The organism is Ancylobacter gelatini (genome assembly GCF_022601675.1).
GTDB lineage: Bacteria > Pseudomonadota > Alphaproteobacteria > Rhizobiales > Xanthobacteraceae > Ancylobacter > Ancylobacter gelatini.
Window position 1 is genome coordinate 390,963 of the sequence record NZ_JAKVIL010000001.1, and the last position, 21,857, is coordinate 412,819.

The 21,857-nt window shown below is 64.8% G+C and carries 24 protein-coding genes, 1 tRNA gene and 1 pseudogene; 4 read left to right on the plus strand and 22 right to left on the minus strand.

Translation table 11 applies throughout. The features are described from left to right. Positions 1 to 43 precede the first annotated feature (43 nt). Together MKI84_RS01970 and MKI84_RS01975 are read left to right on the plus strand one after the other, a co-directional pair. Positions 44 to 709, plus strand: a complete 666-nt coding sequence (locus MKI84_RS01970; protein WP_241616280.1) for an alpha/beta hydrolase family protein — start codon at positions 44 to 46, stop codon at positions 707 to 709. Between the two features lie 74 nt (positions 710 to 783). Next, positions 784 to 873, plus strand: a tRNA-Ser gene (locus tag MKI84_RS01975). Here MKI84_RS01975 and MKI84_RS01980 read toward each other — a convergent pair. The 18 genes and pseudogenes from MKI84_RS01980 to MKI84_RS02065 all read right to left on the minus strand — a co-directional run. Then, a pseudogene (locus MKI84_RS01980) lies at positions 844 to 2,490 on the minus strand (recombinase family protein); the annotation flags it as partial. The gene MKI84_RS01975 and the pseudogene MKI84_RS01980 overlap by 30 nt on opposite strands. Next, on the minus strand, positions 2,487 to 2,888 hold the full coding sequence (locus tag MKI84_RS01985) for an HVO_A0114 family putative DNA-binding protein (protein ID WP_342593607.1): 402 nt from the start codon (positions 2,886 to 2,888) through the stop codon (positions 2,487 to 2,489). The gene MKI84_RS01985 and the pseudogene MKI84_RS01980, both read right to left, overlap by 4 nt. A 131-nt stretch (positions 2,889 to 3,019) precedes the next feature. Next, on the minus strand, positions 3,020 to 3,292 hold the full coding sequence (locus MKI84_RS01990) for a hypothetical protein (RefSeq protein ID WP_241616281.1): 273 nt from the start codon (positions 3,290 to 3,292) through the stop codon (positions 3,020 to 3,022). A gap of 129 nt (positions 3,293 to 3,421) precedes the next feature. Further along, a complete protein-coding gene (locus MKI84_RS01995) occupies positions 3,422 to 3,664 on the minus strand; it encodes a DUF2274 domain-containing protein (protein ID WP_241616282.1) in 243 nt (80 codons plus the stop codon). Beyond that, the gene (locus tag MKI84_RS02000; protein WP_241616283.1) at positions 3,661 to 4,905 is read right to left on the minus strand and encodes a TraB/TrbI/VirB10 family type IV secretion system protein; all 1,245 of its coding nucleotides are present in this window, start codon (positions 4,903 to 4,905) and stop codon (positions 3,661 to 3,663) included. Before MKI84_RS02000 ends, MKI84_RS01995 begins: the two co-directional genes overlap by 4 nt. Next, positions 4,902 to 5,942 (minus strand): P-type conjugative transfer protein TrbG, encoded by a 1,041-nt coding sequence (gene trbG, locus MKI84_RS02005; RefSeq protein ID WP_241616284.1) that lies wholly within the window; start codon positions 5,940 to 5,942, stop codon positions 4,902 to 4,904. Before trbG ends, MKI84_RS02000 begins: the two co-directional genes overlap by 4 nt. Next, positions 5,939 to 6,622 carry a conjugal transfer protein TrbF gene (gene trbF, locus MKI84_RS02010; RefSeq protein WP_241616285.1) on the minus strand — a complete coding sequence of 228 codons (684 nt, stop codon included), beginning with the start codon at positions 6,620 to 6,622 and terminating at the stop codon, positions 5,939 to 5,941. Before trbF ends, trbG begins: the two co-directional genes overlap by 4 nt. Continuing rightward, positions 6,622 to 7,992, minus strand: a complete 1,371-nt coding sequence (gene trbL / locus MKI84_RS02015) for a P-type conjugative transfer protein TrbL (protein ID WP_241616286.1) — start codon at positions 7,990 to 7,992, stop codon at positions 6,622 to 6,624. Before trbL ends, trbF begins: the two co-directional genes overlap by 1 nt. Before the next feature lies 1 nt (position 7,993). Further along, positions 7,994 to 8,386, minus strand: coding sequence for a putative entry exclusion protein TrbK-alt (gene trbK-alt, locus MKI84_RS02020; protein WP_241616287.1), 393 nt, complete (start codon positions 8,384 to 8,386; stop codon positions 7,994 to 7,996). 14 nt (positions 8,387 to 8,400) lie between these two features. Next, on the minus strand, positions 8,401 to 9,159 hold the full coding sequence (trbJ, locus tag MKI84_RS02025; RefSeq protein WP_241616288.1) for a P-type conjugative transfer protein TrbJ: 759 nt from the start codon (positions 9,157 to 9,159) through the stop codon (positions 8,401 to 8,403). After that, positions 9,156 to 11,594, minus strand: coding sequence for a conjugal transfer protein TrbE (trbE, locus tag MKI84_RS02030; protein WP_241616289.1), 2,439 nt, complete (start codon positions 11,592 to 11,594; stop codon positions 9,156 to 9,158). The genes trbJ and trbE overlap by 4 nt, the downstream gene beginning before the upstream one ends. A 13-nt stretch (positions 11,595 to 11,607) precedes the next feature. Next, positions 11,608 to 11,889 (minus strand): VirB3 family type IV secretion system protein, encoded by a 282-nt coding sequence (locus tag MKI84_RS02035; protein WP_241616290.1) that lies wholly within the window; start codon positions 11,887 to 11,889, stop codon positions 11,608 to 11,610. Further along, positions 11,889 to 12,236, minus strand: coding sequence for a TrbC/VirB2 family type IV secretion system protein (locus MKI84_RS02040; RefSeq protein ID WP_425353781.1), 348 nt, complete (start codon positions 12,234 to 12,236; stop codon positions 11,889 to 11,891). Before MKI84_RS02040 ends, MKI84_RS02035 begins: the two co-directional genes overlap by 1 nt. Then, on the minus strand, positions 12,233 to 13,261 hold the full coding sequence (gene trbB / locus MKI84_RS02045) for a P-type conjugative transfer ATPase TrbB (RefSeq protein ID WP_241616291.1): 1,029 nt from the start codon (positions 13,259 to 13,261) through the stop codon (positions 12,233 to 12,235). Before trbB ends, MKI84_RS02040 begins: the two co-directional genes overlap by 4 nt. A 169-nt stretch (positions 13,262 to 13,430) precedes the next feature. Further along, positions 13,431 to 13,868: a ribbon-helix-helix domain-containing protein gene (locus MKI84_RS02050; RefSeq protein ID WP_241616292.1), complete on the minus strand. Its 438-nt coding sequence runs from the start codon at positions 13,866 to 13,868 to the stop codon at positions 13,431 to 13,433. A 10-nt stretch (positions 13,869 to 13,878) separates the two neighbouring features. Further along, positions 13,879 to 15,867 carry a conjugal transfer protein TraG gene (locus MKI84_RS02055; RefSeq protein WP_241616293.1) on the minus strand — a complete coding sequence of 663 codons (1,989 nt, stop codon included), beginning with the start codon at positions 15,865 to 15,867 and terminating at the stop codon, positions 13,879 to 13,881. A 116-nt stretch (positions 15,868 to 15,983) separates the two neighbouring features. Beyond that, a complete protein-coding gene (locus tag MKI84_RS02060) occupies positions 15,984 to 16,454 on the minus strand; it encodes a hypothetical protein (protein ID WP_241616294.1) in 471 nt (156 codons plus the stop codon). Continuing rightward, positions 16,454 to 16,762: a DNA -binding domain-containing protein gene (locus tag MKI84_RS02065; protein ID WP_241616295.1), complete on the minus strand. Its 309-nt coding sequence runs from the start codon at positions 16,760 to 16,762 to the stop codon at positions 16,454 to 16,456. The genes MKI84_RS02060 and MKI84_RS02065 overlap by 1 nt, the downstream gene beginning before the upstream one ends. Positions 16,763 to 16,869: 107 nt before the next feature. On the opposite strand from MKI84_RS02065, the gene MKI84_RS02070 reads away from it, so the two are divergent. After that, the gene (locus MKI84_RS02070) at positions 16,870 to 17,133 is read left to right on the plus strand and encodes a helix-turn-helix domain-containing protein (protein ID WP_241616296.1); all 264 of its coding nucleotides are present in this window, start codon (positions 16,870 to 16,872) and stop codon (positions 17,131 to 17,133) included. Positions 17,134 to 17,205: 72 nt separating this feature from the next. Beyond that, positions 17,206 to 17,427, plus strand: a complete 222-nt coding sequence (locus MKI84_RS02075; protein ID WP_241616297.1) for a helix-turn-helix domain-containing protein — start codon at positions 17,206 to 17,208, stop codon at positions 17,425 to 17,427. Here MKI84_RS02075 and MKI84_RS02080 read toward each other — a convergent pair. Genes MKI84_RS02080 through MKI84_RS02095 form a run of 4 tightly spaced genes read right to left on the minus strand, consistent with a single transcriptional unit; the run spans position 17,410 to position 21,823 of the window. Further along, positions 17,410 to 18,369, minus strand: coding sequence for a LysR substrate-binding domain-containing protein (locus MKI84_RS02080; protein ID WP_241616298.1), 960 nt, complete (start codon positions 18,367 to 18,369; stop codon positions 17,410 to 17,412). The two genes, MKI84_RS02075 and MKI84_RS02080, sit on opposite strands and share 18 nt — an antisense overlap. A 34-nt stretch (positions 18,370 to 18,403) precedes the next feature. Next, positions 18,404 to 19,588, minus strand: a complete 1,185-nt coding sequence (locus MKI84_RS02085; RefSeq protein WP_425353787.1) for an MFS transporter — start codon at positions 19,586 to 19,588, stop codon at positions 18,404 to 18,406. A 35-nt stretch (positions 19,589 to 19,623) separates the two neighbouring features. Continuing rightward, a complete protein-coding gene (locus tag MKI84_RS02090) occupies positions 19,624 to 20,769 on the minus strand; it encodes an alkene reductase (protein WP_241616299.1) in 1,146 nt (381 codons plus the stop codon). Then, complete coding sequence (locus MKI84_RS02095) at positions 20,762 to 21,823, minus strand: LLM class oxidoreductase (RefSeq protein WP_241616300.1); 1,062 nt, start codon at positions 21,821 to 21,823, stop codon at positions 20,762 to 20,764. Before MKI84_RS02095 ends, MKI84_RS02090 begins: the two co-directional genes overlap by 8 nt. Between the last annotated feature and the right edge of the window lie 34 nt (positions 21,824 to 21,857).

Sequence of the window (21,857 nt, forward strand, 5' to 3'; positions counted from 1 at the left end):
CGCGAAGGGCGGGGCTTTTACGTCATTCCTGCGAGCGACCATATTGAGAATCGTTGTTTTCCTGTTCACCGCCCTGCTCGGGCTGGCGACAGCGTCCCAGGGCCAGGCACAAAGCCAGAACCCGAGGTCGAGCCGAAGTCAGGGCCAGGTCGCGGCACCCGCCAAGCGCGCCGTCGAGCCGCCGCTGGTGTTGCTTCTCGACGGGCTGGGCGTCTATGTCGAAAACGATTACGTCGGGGTCTCCGCCCTGGCGCAGCCGCTGCGGGCGCAGGGATTCCGTACCCGTGTCGACACTCACTTCATGGGGAAGACCTATGGGCTGGTGCCGGACATCATCATCGGCCATTCGATGGGCGGGTCCATGGCGCTCAACTATGCCAATTCGCTGGCGCGCTCCGGGCGCCCCGCGCCGTTGGTAATCACAATCGATGCCGCGCCGACCCCGCCGCCCTGCCGGGTGCGCGAATGCCTCAACATCCGAAACCCCGGAATGCTGAACGTCTACGGCGCGCGGAACATCGACGCATGGTCTGCCGGCGCCACCTTCGTGAACCATGCCCGCCTGCCGACCCACCCGGTGGTGCGCTCGCTGATCCTCAACCGGACGGCTGAGTTCATGGCGACCTACAAGGCGCGGCAGGGCGCGCGCACCACCACTCCGACGACCTCGCAGCGCCCGCTCAACACCCCCCGTGCAAAGGGCGGCTGAACGGTCCGCGCGCAATACACTTGCAAAGCGCGGCGAGTTTGGGAACAAGGGCGGGCGCACCGCCGCATCGGTGGGGAAGGGTGGCCGAGTGGTTTAAGGCAGCGGTCTTGAAAACCGCCGTGGGTGCAAGCCCACCGTGGGTTCGAATCCCACCCCTTCCGCCATTTCAGTCCCAAAGTGGGCACGCCGATGCCCGCCGATTTCCCGCTAGAGACCGAAGTAAGGGCACGCAGTAGCTCGCCCTTCGATCCCATGATGCGAACATGGCCTTCTCCGACCTCGACGCGCTGGGCAAAAGCGCGCAGATGGTCCCGTCGATAGCCGCCCCCATCCTGCCTGAGCCGCCGCCGCGCGGTCGCGGCGAACTTGCGTAGAACGACCGGCGTCACCGCCATACTGCCGGAGCTTTCGAGCATGGCCTGTGCCCGCTCGGAATCGACCTGCGCTTGGTCGCGTAGCGCTCGAAGGGCGACGACGCGCTCCTTCAAGGCCGGATCGTTCAGATCGGCCACGCCCGATTCGATGGCCTCATAGAGCCGCTTCAAACGAAGCTCGGTCTCGGCCGCGCGCCGGTTCAGTTCGGCGATATGCTCGCGGCGACGCTCGGCCCGTTCCTCGCGCCGGTCGAGGATTGAGGCCAGGATCTCCTCCAGTCGTTCGGGCTGGAGGAGCCGGTTCTCAATGTGATCGCAGACGATGGCGTCGAGTTGCGGCATCGGAATCGATCGGCCTGAGCAACCTGTCTCACCCTGCCGCGCCTTGATCGAGCAGGTGTAATAGCGATAGCGCCCACCCTTGCCGGTGCGAATCGTCATGGCCCCGCCGCACTTCTCGCAGTAGCAGATGCCCGTCAGCAGGGTCGGCCCGCTGACGACGCGCGGAGGCGTGACCCTGGAGTTGCGGACGCGCAAATGCTCCTGCACGGCGTCGAACGTCTCCTGGTCGATCAGGCGCGGCACCGGCACCACAACAATTTCGCTGACCGGCTTCAATTCCTTGGATTTGGAGCGTTTGTTGAACTCGTGCTCGCCGATATAGGTGCGCCGGGTCAGGATGCGGTGAAGCTGACCAATGCCCCAACGCCCGCCGTCACGGGTAAAAATGCGGTTGCGGTTGAGGTGGTTGACGATCGCCTTGACGCCCATCGGGCCGGAACCGCCTTCCCCCTGAAGAGCGAGCCGGTAGATCAGCCGCACCGTGTCGGCGTGTAGCGGGTCGATCTCCAGTTTCTTCTTGGTCTTCGCGCCGCGCTGCTCGGCCGCGACGATGCGATAGCCGATCGGCGGCAGCGCGCCGTTCCAGAAGCCCTGCCGGGCATTCTCCTTCAGGGCGCGCATGACGTGCTTGGCGTTCTCCTTCGACTGGTATTCGTCGAATAGCGCCATGATCCGACGCATCATGTCGTGGATCGGATCGTCGCCCAGTTCCTGGGTGATGGAGATGAGCCGGACGCCGTTCTTGGCGAGCTTCCGATAGTAATATTCCATGTCGAAGGCGTCGCGAAAGAAGCGCGAGAAGCTGTGAACCAGCACCACGTCGAACGGCGCAGGCTTGGACGTGCCCGCCTCGATCATGCGCTGAAACTCGGGCCGGCGATCGTTGGTGGCGGTATTGCCCGGCTCCACGAAGGTTTCGACGAGCTGATAGCCACGAGCCTCGCAATAGGCTTCGCCCTGTTTGCGCTGGTCGGGGAGTGACACGTCATGCTCTGCCTGACGCGCGGTGGAGACGCGCAGGTAAAGGGCGGCGCGCGTGGCGACCAGAGGAGATTCCTTGTTCATGGGCGGTCTCCTTCGGGCTCGGCGACACGAGCGCGTGGTTCGGCAAGGCGCAACTCTAGCGAAACGCAGTCATAGTTGAGTTTGGGGGCGAGCTTCCGGCCGCTGCGCTCCATGCGCACGATGCCGTAGTCGATCATCGTTTTCATGGTGCGGGAAAGATTCGACTTCGCCCGCCCGGTCATCTCCGCCAGTTCCTCAATCGACCCCGGCTCCCGCTCGGCGATGGTGGAGAGCATGGCTCGATTGGTGGCGGAGAGAATGCGCGCGAAGGATTCGGTCGAAGGGAACCAGACTGTCGGATCGCTGGGACCAGGTTTCTCCTCTCCCCGCGCAATCCGCAAGGTGCGGGCCTTCATGTCATCCAAGCCGGCGATCCCGATCCTGAGCGTTCTTGTCACCTGTCGCCTCCTTCCAGCGGCACAGCCAGACGGACGCTCGATGAGCAAGACGGCTGCTTACCCAATAAATATCATTATCAGATTACGATATCAACGAGTAATGATCTATTCCCGCCAATCGCCTCTGGGGATTAGCCGGGCTTGCCAAACAGCTCGTCGAGAATGTCGCCGAACCACGCCTCGAACAGGTCGATCTCGGCTTCCGTCACAGGCACGCGATCAGGCCAGTCGTCAGAGACGGTCCAATGGTCGAGCGAAGGGATGACTATCTGCTTCTTCGTCACCCGCACCTGCGGCGGTTCCAATGCTGCGGCCTCGTCGATGTAATCGTATAGGTCGTCGGGCAAGCTGCCGGAGACGGCACGCGCCCGACGCCGGGTTTTGGTGGCTTGGCGTCGAGACATGAACTCACCGTCCGGTTGGATACGCAGTCGTGGGTTCCCCCGATCGGAATATGCGGCACCGCGCCGCCGCATCATCCTGCGAGGTTTGGGGACGGTGTGAAGTCATGGTTTCGCGATACCGTGATCGCTTCATGCGATCGGAGCGCCGGATGACGCTGATTTTCGGCGGGCTTTCGCGAAGCCGCGATCGGTGGCGATGAACCGCTCCAGCATAGGCACGATGAGGCGAACGGGATCGGACGGGCCGTGTCCTGCCTCGCGGCCGAGGATTTCGGCATAGGCGGTCAGGTCGCGGTGCAGGCTGGCAGGCAGCTCCAGCGTGACTTTGATGGGTTTGTCGTCGGCGATTGGGCCTAACTTCAGCTTGGTCATGGCGTTCCCCCATAGGGTTCGAGCACAAGGTCACGGGTGACGATGACGCGCACGGGAAAGCCCGGCCGGATCGTCAGTGTCGGCGCGATCTGCAACTGGCGCTGGACGATCTGCTGGCCAGCTTGATTGACGGTGTCCTGTGCGCCGTCGCGGATGGCTCGCACCAGCCGGTCATTGTCGTCGGTGGCGAGTTCGGTGCCGATGCCGAGTAGCGTCGAGAGCGCGGCCGCCTTGGCGAGATCCCACCAGTGATAATCGACGCCATCCTCCAGGCCGGCATAGCCTTGCGTATCCGCACCCGGCTGGCGCTCCAGCACGATCGACCGGCCGTTCGGGAAGATCAGCCGGTTCCAGACCAGCAGGATGCGGCGCTGACCGAAGCCGACGCCGTTGTCATACTCTCCGATGACGCGTGTGCCCTGCGGAATGAGAAGGATGCGTCCGGTCGGGCTGTCGTAGATGTTCTCCGTCACCTGCGCAGTGATCTGGCCGGGAAGATCGGAGCGGATGCCGGTGATGAGCGCGGCGGAAATCACCGCGCCTGCCTGAAGCACATTCGGCGACGCGGGCGCGGCGATGCGATCGGACGAGACCGTGCGCCGGTCGGGCGTCTGGTTGAGGAAGGCGAGCTGGCGGTCCTGCGCCGAGGGTGTGGCCGGCTGCGGCGCAAGGCCAAGGCTCGCGAGGTTCGGCGCGGGTGACGTGGCGTCGGCCGTCGTCGCCGCAACAGGCGCGGCGGCGCGTGTCTCCGTCGAAGCGAAGAGCCGCGCGGTCCTCGCCGCCTCCAGTTCCTGTAAGCGGCGCTGCTCTTCGGCGCTGAGACCTGGCTGCACGGCGGGATTGGCGAACGGCGGCGTGACCGGCTGGCCGCGGTTCTGCGCGTCGAGGATCGGTCGGCCGAGATCGCCGGGGAGCGGAGGGCCGAGCACCGGGCCGGTATAATCGCGCGGCAGGCTGTTGAGGCCGTCCGGCGTTGCCCGGTTGTCGGTCGAAAGCAGCTCCTCGTTCGCGCGTCCGCCGTGCGAGTTCTGGAGCGCGTAGATCAGCGCGCCACCAACGCCGAGACTGGCGGCCAGGCCGAGGCCCGCGAGCACCTTGCGCGACAGGCGGGTAACGCGCGGCGGCTCAGGGCGGAGCCGCATGGGCGCGACCGGCTCGCCGGTCAGCGGCCGTGCATCGTCCGGGGCTTCTGGTGCGTCCGGGTTCTGCCCTTCCTTCTTTTCGGAATCGACCCCGCTCACGATGCCGGCCTCCCGTCCGTTCGGGAAATGCGGACCCGCTTCTGGTTGCGGTCGGTCCCGAAACGCAGTTCGGCGGCGGCGAAGAGCCGGTCCACGATCATGTGGTTGCCGCGCACGCGATAGTTCACCAGTTCCGAGGTATTGCCCTCCGGCCCGACGACGAAGAGCGGCGGCATCTCGCCTTGTCCGATGCCACGCGGAAACTCGATGAAGACCTGCCGTCCATCGTCGAAAGCGCGCAGAGGCCGCCATGGCGCTCGGTCGCCCGAAATCTCATAGCGGAAGTTGACATTGGCCAGATCGACGCCGCTGGCGACGGGCTGGACAGCCTGCGCCTCGGCATTCTGTCGGCGGAGCGCGATGAGCTGGTCCTGCGGATACTGCCAGGACACCGATGCCATATAGGTCCGCTCAGTCGAGCGCAGTTCCATATGGTAGGTGCGCAGGTTGGTGTTGATGACGAGGTTGGTCATCAGCTCTGCGCGCGTGGGCTTCACGAGGATATGGACCTGCCGGGCAGCACCCGTGCCGCTTTCGGTATCCCCGATGATCCAGCGCACGGTGTCGCCAGCGGCGACCGGCCCGGACCCGACCAGCGTTTCGCCGGGCTGAAGAGCGATGTCGGTGATCTGTCCGACGGCGGTATAGACTTGATAGAGCGCCCCTTGCGTGAAGGGATAGACCTGCATGGAATTGATGAAGCCATCTCGCACCGGCTGGACGCGGGCCTGCGCATTGGCTTGATTGACGCGGGCGGCGGGATCAGCCGGCTCCGGCGTGCGGCGCGTCGTCTCGACAGGTTTCATCTGGCCGGGAAGCGGCAACGGCCGTGGCAGTTCGACCACCGTGACCGGCGCCGGAGGATCGACCGTCTGCACGGCCGGCGCGGCATCGTCATAGGCGATATTGGGCGGCGGGGTCGTGGTGGCGCAGCCGCCAAGGGCTGTTGTGCAGATGAGGACAGCCGTGAAAGCGGATTTACGGAAAGCCGGATGCCCTGCACTCCAGGGGATGGCTTTGCGGAGTGCGGGGATCATTGTCCAAGCTCCTTCGACCAGTTGATGGCGTTGACGTAGATTCCGAGCGGATTGGCCCGGAGTTTTTCCGGGTCGCGCGGGACCTGCACGACGACGGTGAGGATTGCAGACCAGCGCTCGGTGGAGGCGAGCGAGCCGTCCTGATAGCGGCGCTCGATCCAGGCGACGCGGAAGCTGTCAGGCGATGCGCGGATTACCGAGGAGACTTCGACGGCGATCTGCTGCTTTCCGACCTTCGTGAACGGGTCGTTGGCGCGGGCATAATCGTTGAGCGCCAGAGCGCCGGCCTGCGTGGTGAACTCATAGGCACGAAGCCAGTTCTGCCGCACGATGATGGCGTCCGCCGGGATCGCGCGGACCTGTTCGATGAACCGGGCCAGATGGAAAGCGATCTGCGGATCGGTCGGCCGGTAGTCGGCGACAGCGGGTGCGACGGCTTGCGCCTGGCCGAGCTTGTCGACCTGCACCACCCACGGCACGATCGATCCGCTGGTGGACTGCCAGACCAGCGCCACCGACAGGCCGGCAGACAGGGCGAGCGAGCCGAAGGCCATGAAGCGCCAGTTCTTCGCTTGCACACGGGCGGAACCGATGCGGTCGTCCCAGACCTGCGCCGCGCGCTGATAGGGCGTCTCGGGCAGAGGGGATTTGCCATAATGGGTGGCGGGTCGTTTGAACATCAGCGGTCACTTTCGGAAAGATTGACGGAGGAGCCGCCGCCGTGGCTGTCGCCGCTGCGCACGGAATGGGCGGCGGCCTGAACGCCGTGCGTGAATTGTTGCGAGCGCTTCATGCGCTTGGCCCAGGCGGGCGGGCCGTCAACGGCGGACGAGGACGAAGCGGCAGGTGCAGCCCCGCCATCGGCGGCTTCACCGCCGATCGTGCCGGCGGTGGACGAACCGCCCGTCACCTCGAACGCACTGCGGGCGCCAGCTTGATAGCTCTGCTTCATGCCGTCGGCGGCTTTCGACGCTGCGCGCTTCAAGGGGGAGACGGCGGCTTGCGCACCGGCGCTGGCGACATTGCCGAGACCGGTGCCGACGGCGGACGCGCCAGTCTGGCCAGCAGCGCCGAGGCTGTAAGCGGTGGAGGCTCCACCCGCGAGCGCTGCGCCGCCGCGGGCGGCAGCAGCGGCTCCTCCGACGAGAGCGCCAGCACCGCCAGCGGCAGCGCCAAGGGCAGCGCCGCCGGCCATGACCATGCCGCCTGCGGCGAGGCCCGTTCCGACCGCCGCACCTGCGCCGAGTTGGGGGCCGCCGGAGACGAGGCCGTTGGCGATGCCGGGGCCGAAGATGCCGAGGCCGAGCAGCGACAGCGCGGCGAGCACGATCGCCATGGCGTCGTCGATGGTCGGCGTCGCGCCGCCGAAGCCCGCTGTGAATTCCGAGAATAGCGTCGAACCGATGCCGATGATGACGGCGAGCACCAAAACCTTGATGCCGCTTGAGATGACGTTGCCGAGCACCCGTTCGGCCATGAAGGCGGACTTGCCGAACAGGCCGAAGGGGATCAGCACGAAGCCCGCAAGCGTCGTCAGCTTGAACTCAATCAGGGTGACGAAGAGCTGGATGGCGAGAATGAAGAAGGCGAGCAGGATCAGCGCCCAGGCGAATAGGAGGCACGCGATCTGGATGAAGTTCTCGAAAAATGAGACCCAGCCCATAAGGTCGGAGATGGATTCGAGCAACGGGCGACCGGCGTCGAGGCCGGTCTGCGCCACCTTGCCGGGGCGCAGCAGGTCGGCGACGGAAAAGCCGGTCCCAGACGCCTTCAGGCCGAGACCGGCGAAGCTTTCGAAGACGATGCGGGCGAGATTGTTCCAGTTGCCGATGATGTAGGCGAAGACGCCGACGAACAGCGTCTTCTTGACCAGCCGGGCGATGATGTCGTCATCGGCGCCCCACGACCAGAACAGCGCCGCCAGCACCACATCGATGACGATCAGCGTCGTGGCGATGAAGGCGACCTCGCCCGACAGCAGGCCGAAACCGCCGTCGATGTAACGGGTGAAGACTTCGAGGAAATGGTCGATAACGCCGGTGCCGCCCATGTCAGCGCGCTCCCTCGTCAGGAGAAACGGGCGGCTGTGCAGGTTCGGGCGGAATGGCCGGCTCGGTTTCCTTGGCGATTGGATCTTCGGTTGGCGTGGGTGGCCAAAGGGGCGTTGGGGCGCTCGGCGCACCTGATGCCCGTGCGCCCTGCTTCAGGAAACGGTCACGGTTCTCCGCCCATATGTCGAGGCAGGCGGGGGCGCGCGTGGCGGCCTCGCCCATATCCCGGCAACGGCGAAGGCGTTGACGAATGTCGCCGGTGTCGTTGCGCTCGCTGGCGTGCGGGAGCAGCTCCGGCGTTGCGGGCTGGCGCGTGAATTCGATCACAGCGGCGGTGATCGCGACGCCGACGAAGACGACAGCGCCGAGCCGGGCAAGCATCTTGCCTTCCATGGGCGTCGCCTCCGTCAGTTGTTGCCGTAGAACATCTTGGCGCTGCCGGGCTGATAGCCCGCGCCCGCCGTCAGGAAACGGCGACGCTGTTCGCGCCCCTGTTCCGCGGCGGCGGCACGTTCGGCGTCGGTGAGCGCCTGCGCCCGGCCATTGGCGGCGACGACGGCGGTGAGATCCGCGAGCTGCTGGGTCTGAAGCGCGAGAAGCTGATTGCCGGCCTGCGTCGCCTGAAGCGCGCCGGTCGCACCCTGGCTCTGGCCGACCAGCGCCGACATCTGCGCGCGGTTGGTGTCGATGTTGCTGACGACGCCGGCTTGCACGCGCATGGCGTCCTGCAAGCCGCCTACCGTGTTTTGCCAGCGCGAGCGGGCGTCGGCGACAAGTTGGCTGTCCGTAGCCGACAGCGAGACGTTGCCGTATTTTTGGCTGAACATCTGGTCGATCTTCTGAACGTCGAAGGCGATGTTCTGCGCTTGGGCCAGAAGCTGCTGGGTGCGTTGGACCGACTGCTGAATCTGTTGCAGCGAGGAATATGGCAAGCTCGCCAGATTGCGGGCCTGATTGATGAGCATCTGCGCTTCGTTCTGAAGCTGCGTGATCTGCTGGTTGATCTGCTGGAGTGCTCGCGCGGCCTGAAGCACGTTCTGCGCATAGTTAGACGGATCGAACACGGTGATGGCGTAAGCCGGCGGCGCCAGCATGGGCGCGATGGCGACGGGCGCAAGGAACAGCGTGGCGGTGAGCCGCGCAATACGGGAACGACGCAGTTTCATGGCAGGTTCTCCAGGTTGGTGAGGTCGGGGATGAGGTCGGCCGCCCAATCGACGCCGCGATGGCGCAGCCATGCGTCGAGGAAGTCATCGGGACCATGTTCGGCGAGAAGCTGGGCAATGGCGGCCTGATCGGTCTTGGACGATGCGGCGCAGAGCGACAGCGCTACGTCGCTGAGGCCAAGGTCGAACAGGCGGTTGCCGCGCCGGGACTGGCAGTAGTAATCGCGCTTGGGCATCGCTCGCGCGATGATCTCGATCTGGCGATCATTGAGGCCGAAGCGGCGATAGATGGCGGTGATCTGCGGCTCGATCGCCCGTTCGTTCGGGAGCAGAAGTCGGGTCTGGCAGCTCTCGATGATGGCGGGCGCGATGGCGCTGCCGTCGATGTCCGACAGGCTTTGCGTGGCGAAGATGACGGACGCGTTCTTCTTGCGCAGAGTCTTGAGCCATTCACGGAGCTGGCCGGCGAAGCCTTCGTCGTCCAGCGCCAGCCAGCCTTCATCGACAATGATGAGCGTGGGCGATCCGTCGAGCCGGTCTTCGATGCGGTGGAACAGATAGGCGAGCACGGCGGGCGCGGCGTCGGTGCCGATCAGTCCTTCCGTCTCGAACGCCTGAACGGTGGCCGTGCCGAGATGTTCGTTCTCGGCGTCGAGCAAGCGGCCCCACGCGCCGCCAACGCAGTAGGGTCGGAGCGCCTGCTTCAGGTCATTCGACTGGAGCAGCACGCAGAGGCCGGTGATGGTTCGCTCCCCGATTGGCGCGGAGGCGAGCGAGGTCAGCGCCGTCCAGATATGTTCCTTCACCTCCGGCGTGATGGTGACGCCCTCGCGGATCAGGATGGCGACGATCCAGTCACCCGCCCACGCCCGTTCGCTCGTCTCCTCGATCCGAGCCAGCGGCTGAAGACTGACCGATGTTTCCGAGCCATCCGTCAGTCCGCCGCCGAGATCGTGCCAATCGCCGCGCATGGCGAGCGCGGCGGCGCGGATCGAGCCGCCGAAGTCGAAGGCGAAGACCTGAGCGCCATGGTAGCGGCGGAACTGAAGCGCCATCAGCGCCAGAAGCACGGACTTGCCTGCGCCGGTCGGGCCGACGATCAGCGTGTGGCCGACGTCCCCGACGTGGAGAGAAAACCGGAACGGGGTCGAGCCTTCGGTCTTGCCGAAGAGCAGTGGGGGCGCTGCAAAATGCTCGTCCCGTTCCGGCCCCGCCCACACGGCGCTCAGGGGGATCATGTGGGCGAGATTGAGCGTGGAAATCGGGGGCTGTCGGACGTTGGCATAGACATGGCCGGGCAACGATCCGAGCCATGCGTCCACGGCGTTGATGGTCTCGGCCATCGCCGTGAAATCGCGGCCCTGGATAACCTTCTCGACCAGCCGCAGCTTTTCATCGGCCGTGCGCGGATCGGCGTCCCACACCGTCACCGTCGCGGTGACATAAGCGATACCGGCATAGTCAGCGCCGAGTTCCTGTAGCGCGAGGTCTGCATCCGCCGCCTTGTTCGACGCATCGGTATCGACCAGCGCGGACGCTTCGTTGGTCATCACCTCCTTGAGGATCGCGGCGATGGATTTGCGCTTGGCGAACCACTGGCGGCGGATTTTTGTGAGGAGCTTCGTCGCGTCGGTCTTGTCGAGCAGGATGGCGCGGGTGGACCAGCGATAGGGAAAGGCCAGACGGTTCAGTTCGTCGAGCAGGCCCGGTGTCGTCGCCGTCGGGAACCCGGTGATGGTCAGCACGCGCAGATGCTGGCTGCCAAGGCGTGGCTCCAGCCCGCCGGTCAGCGGCTGATCGGCGAGCAGCGCGTCGAGATAGATCGGCGTTTCGGGGACGCGCACGCGGTGCCGGTGCGTGGATACGCAGCCGTGCAGATAGGTCAGCGTCCCGCCGTCGTCGAGCCAGCGGCATTCCGGCATGAAGGCTTCGATCAGGCGGAGCAGCCGATCTGTGCGGTCAGCGAAGGCGGACATGACCTCGTTGGGGTCGATGCCGCTCTTCTCGCGACCCTCATAGAGCCAGGTTTCCGCGCGGGCTGCGTCTTCAGCCGGCGGCAGATAGGTGAAGGTCAGGAAATAGCTGGATTCAAAATGTGCGCCCGCTTCCTCGAAATCCGCCTTGCGCTCGGCATCGACCAGCGCAGAAGCGGCGTCAGGAAAGGTGCTGGCGGGATAGATCGATGCCGGATGACGCTGCGCCTCCACGAAGATCGCCCAGCCCGAGCCGAGGCGGCGGAAGGCGTTGTTGAGGCGGCCCGCGACGGCGACCAGTTCGGCGGGTACAGCGCTGTCCAGGTCCGCCCCCCGGAATCTGGCGGTGCGCTGGAAGCTGCCATCCTTGTTGAGCACGATGCCGGTGCCGACCAGTGCTGCCCAGGGCAGGAAGTCGGCAAGCCGACTGTTGCGATTGCGGTATTCGGCGAGACTCATCATCGGTGCGTTCCCCTCAGACCGTGAGATGCGCGGGGATGCGCAGATGGCGGCGGCCGACCTCGACGAAGAGCGGGTCTCGCTTCGCCGCCCACACTGCCGCGAAATGGCCGATCGCCCAGATGGCGAGACCGACCAGCCAGAGGCGCAGGCCGAGGCCGACCGCGCCTGCCAGTGTGCCGTTCATGATGGCGATGGCGCGCGGAGCGCCGCCGAGCAGGATCGGCTCGGTCAGCGCCCGATGGACCGGCACGGTGAAGCCCGGAACCTCGCTCCCCTGATCGACGACGCCCGTCATCAGACCAGTGCCCCGCCGCCGAACGAGAAGAACGACAGGAAGAAGCTCGACGCCGCGAAGGCGATCGACAGGCCGAACACGATCTGGATCAGGCGGCGGAAACCGCCCGACGTGTCGCCGAAGGCCAGTGCGAGACCCGTGGTGATGATGACGATCACCGCGATGATCTTGGCGACCGGGCCTTCGATCGACTGGAGGATGGATTGCAGCGGCGCTTCCCACGGCATGGACGAGCCGGAGGCATGGGCGGGCGCGGCCATCAAGAGGCTCACCGTGGCGGCGGATGCCGTCGTGGTGAGGTAATGGTGCATTTGGGACGGGCGCAGGGAGCGTAGACGTTGGATCATGGACGGTCTCCTTCGGAGTTGGGGCTGAGGGCATGGCTGAGAGAGGCCGCACCGCCGTCGCCCTCGATGACGGCGGGCGCGACGCGGTAATCGCCGTCCGGGCCGAGGCCATCGACACGGGCGAGTTCGGACAGCCGGCGCGCGGAACCGCGCCCGGTGAGGACGGCAACAAGATCGATCGTCTCGGCGATCAGCGCGCGCGGAACGGTGACGACCGCTTCCTGAATGAGCTGTTCCATCCGGCGCAGCGCGCCGATGGCGCTGCCGGCGTGGATCGTGCCGACGCCACCGGGATGGCCAGTGCCCCATGCCTTCAGGAGGTCCAGCGCCTCCGGGCCGCGTACTTCGCCGACCGGGATACGGTCGGGGCGCAGGCGCAAGCTGGAGCGAACGAGATCCGACAGGGACGCCATGCCATCCTTGGTGCGCATGGCAACGAGGTTCGGCGCGGCGCATTGCAGTTCACGCGTGTCCTCGATGATGACGACGCGATCGGAGGTCTTCGCTACTTCGGCCAAGAGGGCATTGGTCAGCGTGGTCTTGCCGGAGGACGTCCCGCCTGCCACGAGGATGTTGGCGCGGGACGCGACGCCTGCACGCAGCGTCTCGGCTTGGCGCGCGGACATGATCCTGGCCTGGACGTAATCGTCGAGCGTGAACACGGCGACTGCGGGCTTGCGGATGGCGAAGGCCGGCGCCGCCACCACGGGCGGCAGCAGGCCCTCGAACCTCTCCCCTGTCTCCGGCAGTTCGGCCGAGACACGCGGAGCGCCGGCATGAACCTCGGCGCCGACATGGTGCGCGACCAGGCGCACGATCCGCTCCCCATCGGCGGGTGACAGTCGCTCGCCGGTGTCGGACAGTCCTTCGGAAAGTCGGTCGATCCAGATGCGCCCGTCCGGGTTCAGCATCACCTCGACGACGGCGGCGTCTTCGAGAAACCGGGCGATGGCCGGGCCGAGCGCGGTGCGCAGCATTCGCGCGCCCCGCGCCAAGCCTTCCGATTTGTGATGTGAAACGGCCATCTGATCCCCGTGTCCGCCGGGGAGACATCAGACGGTCCCCGGACGGGGATGATTAAAAGAGCCGGAAATTAGGCTGATTCAACAAGTATCTAACACCCGGCGGCCATAGCGAAGAAACGGCGGTAATCGGCGGGATTGAATACTGCAGCCGGTAGCCACTGGACTTCGGCTATTCTGGATCGGCGGTCCCGTCACGGCGTGAGTCGATGTCGCGCGACAGGTCTTTGAGGAACCGATCGCCTGCCGCAAGCCGCCGGCCCAGGGATTGCAGGAAGCCCTCGAACCGTTCCGCACCCTTGGCTCTCGCCGACGCCTGCGCGCTGTCAGGCAGTGGCGGTGTGACGGTCAGCCAGAAGCGAATGAACAGCGACAGCGTTTCGCCGATAATGGCGACATCCTCGTCCAGCCCGTCGATCTGGCGACTGATCTTGTCCATGCGCCGGGCGAACACCGCCTCCAGCCGCTCCGACGCATCGGCCGACAGGAACGACGCCACGGCCGCTTCGATCACGGCGGATTTGGAGATGTTGCGGCGAAGCGCCAGCGCCTCGACCTTCTTCAGAAGCTCCGGCTCGAAATAGACGTTCATGCGGGTCTTGGTCTGCATGGCCGTCACCTCAAAGCTCGATGCCGTCGGCAGGGTCCATCGTCGCCTGCCGGGCGACGGACGTGACCTGCTGACGAAGGCTGCGCGCCTTGGCGGCGTCCACGTCGGGTTCGTCGTCCAACACGTCGAACTCGTGCCCGGCGGGACGTTCCGGCTGCGCGATCTCCTCATGTTCGGGCAATTCCGGTTCGCGGCGAATGCCGGCGTTTGCCGGGTCAGTGCGGACGCCCGCGGCGCTGCCCTGCGCCGCGCCTGCCGATGCAAGGGGGATCGTCAACGCTGACCAGTCGTCGGCCGGCGGCGCCGGTCGCTTCGGACTCGCTGGCTTTGGCGGCGGGAGAAGCCGCTCCCTGAAGCGGGCATCCTCGTAATAGCGCGCCTTCTCCGCCCGGACCGGCGGCACGCCCGCGACCAGCAGCAATTCGTCGGTTGGCGGAAGCTGCATCACCTCGCCGGGAGTGAGCAGCGGCCGGGCCGTCTCCTGCCGTGAGACCATGAGATGCCCCAGCCAGGGCGACAGCCGATGGCCGGCATAGTTAGTGGAATCGCGCATTTCGGTCGCGGTGCCGAGCGCATCGGATACGCGCTTGGCGGTGCGCTCGTCATTGGTGGCGAAGGCGACGCGCACATGACAGTTGTCGAGCACGCTGTTGTTTGCGCCATAAGCCTTCTCGATCTGGTTGAGGCTTTGCGCGATCAGAAAGCTCTTGATGCCGTAGCCCGCCATGAACGCCAGGGCGCTCTCGAAGAAGTCGAGCCGACCGAGCGCCGGAAACTCGTCCAGCATCAACAAGAGCCGATGACGATTGGCGGATGTGTTGAGGTCTTCGGTCAGGCGGCGACCCACCTGATTGAGAAGAAGACGGATGAGTGGCTTGGTGCGGTTGATGTCGGAGGGCGGCACCACGAGGTAAAGGCTGACAGGTCGTTCTCCCGTCACCAGATCGGCAATGTGCCAATCGCAGCGCGCCGTTACTTTCGCCACTACGGGATCGCGATAAAGCCCGAGGAATGACATCGCGGTGGAAAGCACGCCCGAGCGTTCGTTGTCGGACTTGTTCAGCAGCTCGCGCGCCGATGACGCGATAACGGGATGGACGCCGGCCGCGCCGAGGTGTGGCGTGTTCATCATGGCGCGCAACGTCGCCTCGACGGGGCGCTTCGGATCGGAGAGGAAGTTGGCGACGCCGGCGAGCGTCTTGTCGGCTTCCGCATAGAGGACGTGAAGGATCGCGCCAACCAGCAGCGAATGGCTGGTCTTTTCCCAGTGGTTCCGCTTGTCGAGCGCGCCTTCTGGATCGACCAAGATGTCGGCGATATTCTGCACGTCGCGGACTTCCTTGTCGCCGCGCCGCACCTCCAGCAGCGGATTGTAAGCCGATGATGCGGGATTGGTCGGATCGAACAGCAGCGTCCGGCCATGATGCGAGCGGAAGCCCGCCGTCAGGCCCCAATTCTCCCCCTTGATGTCGTGAATGATCGTGCTGCCGGGCCAGGTCAGCAGCGTGGGCACAACGAGGCCGACGCCCTTGCCGCTCCGCGTCGGCGCGAAGCACAGCACATGCTCCGGCCCGTCATGGCGCAGGTAGTCATGACTGAGCCGGCCGAGCACCACGCCGTCTGCGCCAAGTAACCCGGCCGCCCTGATCTCCTCCGGTTCAGCCCATCGCGCCGAACCGTAGGTCGCGACGTTCTTCGCCTGCCGCGCCCGGACAAGGGAAAGTCCGATGGCGACGGCAATGGACATAAAACCGCCGGACGCAGCGATGATCGCCCCCTCCACGAAGATGGAGGGGGCATAGGCGTCGTAAAAATACCACCACCAGAAGAAGGCGGGTGGATAGTGGATCGGCCAGCCCGCTAGGGTAAACCATGGTCCACCGAGTTGGGCCTGAAAGCCGAGCCGCCAAGCCGTCCATTGTGTCGCCGCCCATGTGGTCAGAAGGACGATGGTGAAAACGACGGCGACCTGGCCCCAAAGGATCTGACCTCCACGCATACAAGCTCCGATCGGCAAGAGAGACGGAGCCGATCAGAGAATAAGCGTTTGGGCGACAAGCAACAGAAAAGATCAGGTATCGGGCTATAGGATACCATAGCGAAGAAATAGGACGGTCAGAACCGCGCTGGGTTCGATGCCTTACCTGTTCCCGACACATAGGCGTCGATAATGCTGAGAAGATCAGCAAGGATGCGCAGCGACTCGTCCGCATCCGGTAACGGCTGATGCAAGGGCTGCGGATAGCGAAAGGCTTGCAGCGCATGGGGTTGGTCGAGCATGTCGATGAGCGACACGATATTTCGATTATCGAGAAGGTGCAGGCCGCCGCCGACGGCTCGACGACAGCACCGCTCCAATCCATGTCCCATCGACATGAGATACTCTTCGTCTTTTCCTTGAAAGCTAAGTGCCGCCTTCAACGAGAGTTCGATGGCGTGCGCGAAGAGATGGAAGAACGGTAGGCGGACGGCATCTATCTGGGCGGTGCATCGCCTCAGTCGGTCGGCCGCTTCTCCATACGTTTTCGCCAAAGAGAGATATTGCAGGTCGCGACCGAGTTCGGCGGTCCGGCCGCCCCCGACCATCAAACGCGATCATCCGACGACGATCGCGCGTCGATCGCGGCCTGTTCAAGAATCTTGCGGTAGCCCGTCTTCGTCATCCACTGCGCGCGGGCGAGATGACTTTCCCAGCATGCGCGGGTCCGATCGGTTTCGGCGATTGGATCGCGATGCAGCACGATGCACGCCACCTCCGTCCAGTCAGCCTTGTCTGCCTCCGCGTCGAGCAGGCGCATGTAGGTCACGAAATGCGCCTCGTCATAGATCGTGATCTCCGGCCCGGTCGGGGCGAGATCATCGACATTGGGGTCAAGCTCGGGTCGCACCCGCATTGCACGGCCCTCCTTCGGACCTCTGGCTCATCAGAATCCTGAAATGGGATAATCCTGAATCAGGATTAGCGGAACAGCTCCCCTTTTTCAACGGAGAGCCGTTCCGAATGCAGAAATCCTTGCGCACGCCCCGACAAATACTTCTGCAATCTCTGCTTGTCGAAGCGCGCAAGGCCAAAGGACTTACACAGGCCGAGTTGGCGACTGCGCTGCGCAAGCCGCAATCTTTCGTCGCCAAGTATGAAAACGGCGAGCGGCGGATTGATGTCGTAGAGTTCGTGGACATTACTGCGGTCCTGGGCGTGTCCACCGCCGATCTCCTCGCCAGAATCGAGCCGTTCGCGGGTCCATCGCGCCGCTCCGGCAAGTGAATACCACAGGCGGGGACGAATCGGAATGATCGTTCCTGGAACGATCGTTCCTGCGCTGGTTCCTCTAGCGCCATGGATCTCAAGGAGGTCATGGCGGTCAACCTGCGTCGGACGCGTCACGACAAGAACATGACGCAAGAGGAACTGGCTGATCGCGCCAGCCTGAGCGCCCGCTACATCGGCGCGATCGAGCGTGCGGACGTGTCGGCCAGTGTTACGGTGTTGGGGCAGATTGCCGATGCGCTCGGGATCGAGGCGGGCGAGCTTCTGAAACCCTCAGAGGGATCGCGCTGACCGGCTCATCTGGATCGCAAGATCGAGCATGTTCCTGAGCGCCGGGCTGCGATTGTGCGGCGACCATACGGCGCTGAATTGGGCTTGCTTCGTCTCATCGGCGATCGAGCGGAACACGATGCCCGGAAACTGGACATGGGTCGTGGCTTCGCTGGTCAGCGTAATGCCATCACCCGCTGCCACCATGTGCATCAGCGTGTCTCGGCCGACATCGAAACGATGGATATGCGGGGACCGCGCCCGCTCGACGACGCGGTGAACGACGTGATCGAACACTTGGGGGCCTGAACCGCCGTCGCGGACAAGAAAGGTTTCCGGCGCAAGATCGGCCCAGGTAATAGCCGACGACGAGGCGAGTGGGTGTTCCGCCGGCAAGGCGATCACAAGGGGTTCTTGCCAGAGTTCACGGGAGTGACAGTCCGGGGCTTCGACCGCGCCGACGACAAAGGCGACATCAAGCTTGCCGTCGCGTACCAGGGCGATCGTCTCGGAGGATCGACCCTCCATGATGGCTTGCTCGACCTTCGGATAGGCTGCACGGAACCGGCAGCGCAGATCGGCAAGAAAGCCGAAGGCGATGGAGGCGTGCAGCCCGATGGCAAGCCGCCCCTCTCCACCATGGGAAACAGCGCCCGCGGTGCGCACAGCATAGTCGAGGTGGTCGATGCCCGCCGACACCTCGGCGATGAAACGTCGTCCGGCCTCGGTCAGCCGCACGCCGCGATGCCGTCGCTCGAACAGAACGATACCAAGCGCCTCTTCCAGCGCCTTGATCCGGGCACTGACGCTCGACTGCGTAACCCCCAATACATTCGCAGCATGACGGAAGTTCAGGACGTCGCCGACGACAACCGCATGACGAAGCGCAACGAGTGGGATTTGCCTAAGCTGAGCTTGGGCAAATTCGGTTGATTTGCTCCGGGTTCGTGCGCTTCGCCGCATCTTACGTCGTCTCTTCGGTTTCGGAATGCATCGGTTAAGCCTCGCTTGCCGCGGGCCTGACCTCACCCCGGCTGTGATGCGCTTCGCGCTTGTCGAGATAGCCGCTCCACAAGGTGAGCAGCAGCCCGACGCCGACCATGATGGCGCCAACCCACGGCGTAGCGCCCAGTCCCAAGCTGGAATCGGCAACCGTTCCACCGATGAAGGCGCCCAGCGCGATACCGGCATTCGCCGCCGACACGTTGATCGTGGAAGCAATGTCAACATTTCCGGGTCGATAGCGCGTGGCAAGCTGCACGACATAGAGCGCCAAGCCCGGAATATTGCAGAACATCAGCGCGCCGAGCACGCCGAGCGTGAGGATCGAACCGATCATGGACGGAGCCGTGAAGGTGAAAATGAGAAGGACCGCCGCCTGCGCGCCGAGCATTAGCGCCAGCGTCGGCACCAACGCCTTGTCGGATACCCGCCCGCCGAGAAAGTTTCCGACGATCACCGATACCCCGTAGAGCGCCAACATCCAGGCCACGCCATTCGGCGTGAAGCCGGTGATGTCCGCCAGGATGCTCGGGAGATAGGCGAAGGCGACGAACGTGCCGCCCCAGGCGCAGAAGTTCATGCCGAACGCGATCAGCAGCCGTCCGCTACCGAGCACCTTGATCTGTTCGATGAGGCTTCCTGCCGGCGCAATGTCGATCTTCCGAGGCAAAGTCGCCGCCATGCCGACCAACGACACAAAACCCACCGCCGCGACGAACCAATAGGACATGGGCCAGCCGAAGCGCTGGCCGATGACGGTGGCTATCGGCACGCCGGCCGCGACCGCGATCGACAGACCACCGAACACGATCGCCACCGCCGAAGCTCTTCGGTCTTCCGAAACGAAGCTGGCGGCGATGGCGGCGCCGACGCCGAAGAAGATGCCGTGCGGGAGGGCCGTGACGACGCGCGCGGCGATGAGCAGCTCATAGCTGGTGCTCATCGCCGCTGCCGCATTGGCGACCACGAACAATGCCATGACCGCGAGCATCAGCGTCTTGCGCGAAAGGCTTCCCGTCAGGGCCGCGAGGATCGGCGATCCAAAGCTGACGCCAAGCGCATAGCCGCTGACGACCAGCCCGGCCCGCGCCAGGTTGACACCAAAATCATCGGCAATCTGCGGCAGAACGCCGACGCTCGCATATTCGGTGGTGCCAATGGCAAATCCACCGACCATCATCGCCAACAAGGCGGGCAACCTGTTCGTGCTCATACTCAAAGGGAATCTGCCTTCTCGGGTTGGGCCTCGGCCGCACGCGTGGCGCTGGAGTCAAAGGTCGGGTAGTCGGTGTAGCCATGGGCATCGCCGCCGTAGTGGGTGTCGCGGTCGGCCTGTGCGAGAGGCCAGCCGTTGCGAAGCCGGGCGACGAGGTCCGGGTTGGCGATGAAGGGCTCGCCGAAGGCGGCGATATCAATCAGGCCATCGGCGATGTGCTGTTCGGCTCGCTCGCGCGTCATGCCGCCGGCGAGGATCAACACGCCGTTGAAACGGTCCCGGAACAGCGCGAGGAATTCCGAAGGGATAGCCGCGCTGCCCCGCGATTTCTGGTCCATGAGGTGGACGTAGGCGATGCCGCGCTTCGACAGTTCGTCGGCGATGTGGAGATAGGATTCCTCGATCTCGGGATAGGTCCCCATGTCGAAGAGCCCGCCGAAGGGAGACAGTCGCACCGAGGTCTTCGCCGCGCCGATCCGGGCGATGACGGCATCGATCGTCTCAAGCAGGAAACGGGTGCGGCCTTCCAGCGTGTCGCCGCGATAGGCATCGGTGCGGTCGTTGACGAGCGGATTGATGAATTGTTCGATCAGATAGCCGTTCGCACCGTGAAGCTCGACACCATCGAACCCCGCCTCGACCGCATTGGCGGCAGCCTTGGCGAAATCGTCGATCACTCCGCGCACTTCCTCGGTCGAAAGGGCTCGTGGTGGGGAGACATCGACAGGCCCCGCAGAGCCGTCGTCGCGTAAGCCCCACGCCTGGGAGTTGGCGGCGATCCTGTCGGTCGAACTGACCGGCGCGATCCCGCCCGGCTGGTTCGAAACATGGCTCACACGTCCGACGTGCCAGAGCTGGGCGAAGATCACGCCGCCTTCCGCGTGAACCGCTTCGGTGGTCTTGCGCCAACCGGCAATCTGTTTGTCGGTGTAGATGCCCGGGATGAACAGAAAACCTTCGGCCGTGCGCGAAATCGGCGTCCCTTCGGTAACGATCAAGCCTGCGCTGGAGCGCTGACGGTAGTAAGTCGCGGTGAGATCGTCAGCGATCCCGTTGCGCGTCCGCGCCCGCGTCATGGGCGCCATCGCTATGCGATTGCGCAGCGCCAGGTCGCCGCGCTCAAACGGCTGAAACAGCTCACTCATGGACGAATTCCTTATCAGGGCTGGGACGTGGACCGGCCGTCGCCTTGCCGATCCTGGGCAGGATCTCGCGGGCGAATTCGTCGATCACCTCTGGCAGCGGCCGGCGGGAGGGTCGCAGCAGCACGGCCATGTGGTCGACGCCCACACCGCGAAGCTGCTCAAGATGGTCGAGGAAGGGCTTGCGGCCGATGCGCGCGCCGAACTTGCGGGGTGTCGGCAACTCGCTGGGATCATCGGCAAGATCCAGATGGAAGGCGGTGATGAATACGCCACGATCGAGGTCAGCCGCGTTCCGAAGCCGCCGGAAATCTGCGGCCTGCCCGGCCGTTCGATCCACGCCGCCCGGATAGACAAAACGTCCATCCATATTGGACGCGATCCACTCGTCGGATTGCTGGCCGTTGCCGGCAATGATCGTCGGAATGGTTTGCTGGCTGGGCTTGGGCAGCAGGTCGAGTTCGGCGGCTTTGCGTCCGTCGCCAAGAGGCAAGCCGCCGTCCTTCCAGGCGTCGCGCATATAGGCGAGGCTCTGGCGAAAGGTCTCGCCACGTCCCTCGAAGTCGAGACCGAGCAGCGGATACTCCACCGGACGGTCGCCTGAGGCGAGGCCTAGGATCAGCCTGCCGCACGACAGGCGATCGACCGACGCGGCCGCCTTCGCCACCATCATGGGATGGCGGAGCGGCAGGACGATGCCTGCCGTGCCGAGCGCGACATGCTTCGTGATCCCGGCGAGGAAGCCGAGATTGACGAAGGGATCGTAGATGGAACCCGCGTCGCCGAAGTTCCGCGGATCGAACACCGGAACGTCGCGCATCCAGATGGCGGCAAATCCTGAGGCGTCGATCTGCCGGACCAACTCCGGATAACGGGAGAGATCAGGCACGCCGTGCGGGCGTCCGTCCGCGACGCGGCGCGCTTCGCCTTCCGGCGACCAATCGTTATCGAGCGGCAGTTCGATGCCCAGCGTCAGTTGGCCGGGACGATTAATCAGATCGAGTGCGGTTGCGGAGCGGGAGTGCGTATCCATTCCCGCACCGTAACTGCTCGCCATTCACTCGATAATCCGCTATTATGGAACGTCACTG

What these genes read in the sequence shown, in the direction of transcription:
- MKI84_RS01990 (WP_241616281.1), bottom strand. Translation starts at nt 3,292, where the DNA reads ATGTCTCGACGCCAAGCCACCAAAACCCGGCGTCGGGCGCGTGCCGTC.
- MKI84_RS01995 (WP_241616282.1), bottom strand. Translation starts at nt 3,664, where the DNA reads ATGACCAAGCTGAAGTTAGGCCCAATCGCCGACGACAAACCCATCAAA.
- trbG (WP_241616284.1), bottom strand. Translation starts at nt 5,942, where the DNA reads ATGATCCCCGCACTCCGCAAAGCCATCCCCTGGAGTGCAGGGCATCCG.
- trbF (WP_241616285.1), bottom strand. Translation starts at nt 6,622, where the DNA reads ATGTTCAAACGACCCGCCACCCATTATGGCAAATCCCCTCTGCCCGAG.
- trbL (WP_241616286.1), bottom strand. Translation starts at nt 7,992, where the DNA reads ATGGGCGGCACCGGCGTTATCGACCATTTCCTCGAAGTCTTCACCCGT.
- trbK-alt (WP_241616287.1), bottom strand. Translation starts at nt 8,386, where the DNA reads ATGGAAGGCAAGATGCTTGCCCGGCTCGGCGCTGTCGTCTTCGTCGGC.
- trbJ (WP_241616288.1), bottom strand. Translation starts at nt 9,159, where the DNA reads ATGAAACTGCGTCGTTCCCGTATTGCGCGGCTCACCGCCACGCTGTTC.
- trbE (WP_241616289.1), bottom strand. Translation starts at nt 11,594, where the DNA reads ATGATGAGTCTCGCCGAATACCGCAATCGCAACAGTCGGCTTGCCGAC.
- MKI84_RS02035 (WP_241616290.1), bottom strand. Translation starts at nt 11,889, where the DNA reads ATGACGGGCGTCGTCGATCAGGGGAGCGAGGTTCCGGGCTTCACCGTG.
- MKI84_RS02040 (WP_425353781.1), bottom strand. Translation starts at nt 12,236, where the DNA reads ATGATCCAACGTCTACGCTCCCTGCGCCCGTCCCAAATGCACCATTAC.
- trbB (WP_241616291.1), bottom strand. Translation starts at nt 13,261, where the DNA reads ATGGCCGTTTCACATCACAAATCGGAAGGCTTGGCGCGGGGCGCGCGA.
- MKI84_RS02050 (WP_241616292.1), bottom strand. Translation starts at nt 13,868, where the DNA reads ATGCAGACCAAGACCCGCATGAACGTCTATTTCGAGCCGGAGCTTCTG.
- MKI84_RS02055 (WP_241616293.1), bottom strand. Translation starts at nt 15,867, where the DNA reads ATGCGTGGAGGTCAGATCCTTTGGGGCCAGGTCGCCGTCGTTTTCACC.
- MKI84_RS02060 (WP_241616294.1), bottom strand. Translation starts at nt 16,454, where the DNA reads ATGGTCGGGGGCGGCCGGACCGCCGAACTCGGTCGCGACCTGCAATAT.
- MKI84_RS02065 (WP_241616295.1), bottom strand. Translation starts at nt 16,762, where the DNA reads ATGCGGGTGCGACCCGAGCTTGACCCCAATGTCGATGATCTCGCCCCG.
- MKI84_RS02070 (WP_241616296.1), top strand. Translation starts at nt 16,870, where the DNA reads ATGCAGAAATCCTTGCGCACGCCCCGACAAATACTTCTGCAATCTCTG.
- MKI84_RS02075 (WP_241616297.1), top strand. Translation starts at nt 17,206, where the DNA reads ATGGATCTCAAGGAGGTCATGGCGGTCAACCTGCGTCGGACGCGTCAC.
- MKI84_RS02080 (WP_241616298.1), bottom strand. Translation starts at nt 18,369, where the DNA reads ATGCGGCGAAGCGCACGAACCCGGAGCAAATCAACCGAATTTGCCCAA.
- MKI84_RS02085 (WP_425353787.1), bottom strand. Translation starts at nt 19,588, where the DNA reads ATGATGGTCGGTGGATTTGCCATTGGCACCACCGAATATGCGAGCGTC.
- MKI84_RS02090 (WP_241616299.1), bottom strand. Translation starts at nt 20,769, where the DNA reads ATGAGTGAGCTGTTTCAGCCGTTTGAGCGCGGCGACCTGGCGCTGCGC.
- MKI84_RS02095 (WP_241616300.1), bottom strand. Translation starts at nt 21,823, where the DNA reads ATGGCGAGCAGTTACGGTGCGGGAATGGATACGCACTCCCGCTCCGCA.